Raw genomic sequence first — 4021 nt, 5'->3', positions numbered from 1 at the left:
ATTGGGCATTGGGCATTGGGCATTGGGCATTGGGCATTGGGCATTGGGCATGGGGCATTAGTTATTCTTTCTTCTCTGCTCCCTACTCCCTACCTACTCCCTACTCCCTACTCCCTACTCCCTACTCCCTACTCCCTACTCCCTAAAACACCCGATGTTGTAAAGAAGGCATTTGACGACGGACTTGTTCTAATCTAGTAGGCTTGATTTCTGCGATCGCAATTCCTGGTTTTTCCCCAGCATCGGCTAAAATTACGCCCCAAGGGTCAATAATGACGGCATGCCCGTGGGTTAGACGACGACCGTAGTTATTGCCTGTTTGGGCAGGAGCAATGACGTAAGCGGTATTTTCGATGGCTCTGGCTTGTAGTAGTACTTGCCAGTGATCTTTGCCAGTAAAGGCGGTAAAGGCGGCGGGAATAAATATAACATCCGCTCCCTTATCTGCCAGATGACGATACAACTCAGGGAAGCGGACATCATAACAAATGGAAAGCCCTAAATTACCGAGTTTTTCGGAAAAATAGACAGGCGGTAGTTGTGTACCAGCCACAACCGTGCTGGATTCCCGATAGGTGTTGCCGTCGGGGACATCAACATCAAATAGGTGTACTTTATAGTAGCGGGCAAGTTCTTGACCGCTTGGGTCGATGAGTAGAGTGGTGTTATAAACTTTGCCTGTATTATCTACGGGAACTGGAAAGCTGCCGCCCAAGATGGTAATTTGAAAGCGTTGAGCCATTTTTTTGATAAATTTCTCACTTTCAAGAGCGATCGTATCGCCTTGCGCGAGTTTGTCTTTTTCTTCTCCCATATAGGAAAAGTTTTCTGGCAAACCTACCAACTCGGCACCTTGACGCACGGCAAGCTCTATTAATTCTTCTGCCTGTGCCAAATTTTTTTGTAGATCAGGCACACTGGTCAATTGAATAGCGGCGGCTAAATAAGACTTCATAGATTCAACAACGAACAGTTGATTTATGGAAGATAGATTATCAAAATATATCGCTACTTCAACATCTGTGGAACTTAATTAGAAATGCGTCAGTGTTCCTTTTCTTTAACAGACTTACTTTATTGCTGATCTTCATCTTCCTCTAGCTTCTAGCAAACTGAGCAAGATAAGGATTAGGTTGTGATCAAACCCTGATAAAAGCTATCTGCTGTGGATATTCCTATTCTCATTCAAACATTTATCGCTGTCTTTGTCTTGGCGGATGCTGTGGGCAATATACCGATTGTTTTAGTTTTGACTAAGGGCATGATGCCAGACCAAAGAAACCAAGTTATAGATAAAGCAATTCTCATTGCGATCGTAGTTCTTTTGCTATTTGCCTTTGCAGGGCAAATAATTTTAAATTATTTGGAAATCAGTATCGGCTCTTTGCGAGTAGCAGGAGGATTATTGTTGCTGTTAATTGCTTTGCAAATGCTGCGGGGAGAATTAGATCAACCGATTATTGAGGAAGGACGCGATGTTGCAATCACTCCACTAGCTTTACCACTGTTAGCAGGGCCAGGGACTTTGACGACGGTGATGTTGCTGATGTCAAAATCACAGAGTCCGCATATTGCTGTCGTGGTGGGTATAGTAGGGGCGATGTTTGTCACTTGGTTAATTTTGCGTTTAGCAAATCTGATTGACCAGTGGATTGGTGCAGAAGGTGGAATAATTGTGACTCAACTTTTGGGTTTTTTGTTGGCGGCGCTAGCGGTGGAAATTGGTAGTACGGGAATTAGGGAGTTGTTTTTGAGATAGAAAACTCCTAAAAGTATTCGGAATCAGAAACTGTGTACAAATGTAAACAAGTTTGATAGGCGCGAATTACTCGTCTATCAAACTTGTTTATAAAAATTAACCTAAAGTTAAACCAACATGGATAACTCAAGAGGAATTTATTGCCGATTGAGTTTCAAAGATACTTTTCGAGAGTGGAAGCTAATGTAGTTTTAGGCACAGCGCCGACCACCATATCCACTTTTTGCCCACCCTTAAAAATCATTAATGTAGGAATGCTGCGGATGCCGTACTGACTGGCAACATTAGGATTTTCATCCGTGTTGACTTTGACGACCTTAATTTGACCCTTGTACTGTTCGGAGATTTCATCGACAACAGGAGCTACCATACGGCATGGTCCGCACCAGGGTGCCCAAAAGTCAACTAAAACGGGTACATCGCTGTCGAGTACTTCTTGCTTGAAACTAGAATCGGTAACTTGTGCGGCTGTTGACATGCCTAAAACCTTCGCCAATAATATCTGAACTTGGTGAAAATTCTACCATAGCAAAAACCTCAGCTTGGCAGTGCGAGGATGTACATTTGCAAAGAAGCTCTAGAATTTATTTATAAACATAAGGAACCGCCCGAACAGTAGTCCGGGCGGAGTGTGGTGTGAGGAGTGAACGGAAACATTCGTCTCCGCTATCTCTATTGTAGGCGAGATATCCAATTTTTCCAGCAATTGTTTAGGGGGCTGGAGAAATTTATTGAAGAATTGGAGATTGGCAGTAAAGAGCAGGGGAGGCAGGGGAGGCAGGGGGAGCAGGGGAATGAAGAATTAATAACCCATGCCCTATGCCCCATGCCCTATGCCCCAATTCTATTTCCCCATCCCTAATTGTTGAGCTTTTTGGTAAACTTTACCCTCGGTTAGTAGGGAAGGCGCAATCACAACTTCTACTTGTTGCATTTCTTTAATATTTTTAGCTCCTAAGGTGCCCATACTCGTCTTTAAGGCTCCTAAAAGATTGTGAGTGCCATCATCTAGTCCTGCTGGACCAACGAGTATTTGCTCTAGGCTACCAGTGGTGGCAACGCGAATGCGGGTGCCACGAGGCAACACAGGGCTAGGAGTAGCCATACCCCAATGATAACCTCGTCCTGGGGCTTCTGCGGCTCTGGCAAAGGGGGAACCAATCATCACACCATCAGCACCACAGGCGATGCATTTACAAATGTCGCCACCGGTGATTAAACCGCCATCAGCAATGATGGGGATATAGTTACCAGTTTCCTTGTAGTAATCATCTCGTGCCGCAGCACAATCTGCGATCGCAGTCGCCTGTGGTACGCCCACACCCAACACGCCACGGGACGTACAAGCGGCACCAGGCCCAATTCCCACCAGTACCCCAGCCGCCCCAGCTTTCAACAAATTCAAAGTGACTTCGTAAGTCACGCAATTTCCCAACACCACCGGTATGGGCATGGAACGGCAGAATTCTGCTAAATCAAGTGGTACTAAAGACTCTGGTGACAGATGTGCAGTAGAAACTACCGTAGCCTGTACAAAAAATAAATCTGCGCCAGCTTTTGCCACCGCCTCACCATATTTACTTGCACCGGCTGGAGTTGCACTCACTGCCGCAATGCCACCTTGTTCTTTAATTTCCTGAATACGTTTTTCAATTAATTCCGGCTTTATTGGTTCGGCATAGAGTTCTTGCATCAGGGCAACAAATTCATCTTTCCCTACAGAGGCAATCCGATCTAATATTGGCTCTGGATCAGCATAGCGAGTGTGAATACCCTCTAAATTGAGGACACCTAGCGCTCCTAACTGTGACAAACGTACAGCCATGCGAACATCTACTACGCCATCCATCGCACTGGCAATTATTGGGATTTCTCGCTCAATATTGCCAATACGCCACTTAGTATCTGCCAAACTGGGGTCTAGTGTTCTGTTACCAGGAACTAGAGCAATTTCATCTATTCCGTAAGCTCTGCGAGCTGTTTTTCCCCGCCCAAGTTGAATTTCCACGCTTTAATTTTTCTCAAATCTGTTTAAGCTAGGGTATCAAATTGTGAGATATCTTGGGGCGTTTTTTTCTTGATTGTGAGATATCTTGGGGCGTTTTTTTCCTAAACTACACAACATATAGATTCGAGTTACCCAAGCCGCCGCCCGAAACTTTGATGGACGTAAAGTATACACTGGGCAACCAAATGAGAAAAACTTGTTAACAAGTTGTGGGGGTTTAAGTCCCCGGCTTCTATCAAGCCGCAAGTGTTGTG

General features: G+C 44.9%; 5 protein-coding genes. 1 reads left to right on the top strand and 4 read right to left on the bottom strand.

Annotated features, from left to right (window positions below):
* Positions 1-142: 142 nt before the first annotated feature.
* The gene (locus tag VB740_RS36080; protein ID WP_323204600.1) at positions 143-955 is read right to left on the bottom strand and encodes a carbon-nitrogen hydrolase family protein; all 813 of its coding nucleotides are present in this window, start codon (positions 953-955) and stop codon (positions 143-145) included.
* A gap of 210 nt (positions 956-1165) precedes the next feature.
* Here VB740_RS36080 and VB740_RS36075 point away from each other — a divergent pair, with 210 nt between their 5' ends.
* Positions 1166-1759 (top strand): MarC family protein, encoded by a 594-nt coding sequence (locus VB740_RS36075; RefSeq protein WP_323204599.1) that lies wholly within the window; start codon positions 1166-1168, stop codon positions 1757-1759.
* A 154-nt stretch (positions 1760-1913) separates the two neighbouring features.
* Here VB740_RS36075 and trxA read toward each other — a convergent pair whose 3' ends face one another.
* The 3 genes from trxA to VB740_RS36060 all read right to left on the bottom strand — a co-directional run.
* Positions 1914-2237 (bottom strand): thioredoxin, encoded by a 324-nt coding sequence (gene trxA / locus VB740_RS36070; protein ID WP_069070846.1) that lies wholly within the window; start codon positions 2235-2237, stop codon positions 1914-1916.
* Positions 2238-2603: 366 nt separating this feature from the next.
* On the bottom strand, positions 2604-3767 hold the full coding sequence (locus VB740_RS36065) for a GuaB3 family IMP dehydrogenase-related protein (RefSeq protein WP_323204598.1): 1164 nt from the start codon (positions 3765-3767) through the stop codon (positions 2604-2606).
* Positions 3768-3803: 36 nt separating this feature from the next.
* Positions 3804-4021, bottom strand: a 218-nt coding sequence (locus VB740_RS36060; RefSeq protein WP_323204597.1) for a hypothetical protein, incomplete at its 5' end; no start/stop codon positions are given.

Source organism: Nostoc sp. UHCC 0251 (assembly GCF_034932245.1).
Lineage (GTDB): Bacteria > Cyanobacteriota > Cyanobacteriia > Cyanobacteriales > Nostocaceae > Nostoc.
This window is presented reverse-complemented; position numbering and strand designations above follow the sequence as displayed.

What these genes read in the sequence shown, in the direction of transcription:
- VB740_RS36080 (WP_323204600.1), bottom strand. Translation starts at nt 955, where the DNA reads ATGAAGTCTTATTTAGCCGCCGCTATTCAATTGACCAGTGTGCCTGAT.
- trxA (WP_069070846.1), bottom strand. Translation starts at nt 2,237, where the DNA reads ATGTCAACAGCCGCACAAGTTACCGATTCTAGTTTCAAGCAAGAAGTA.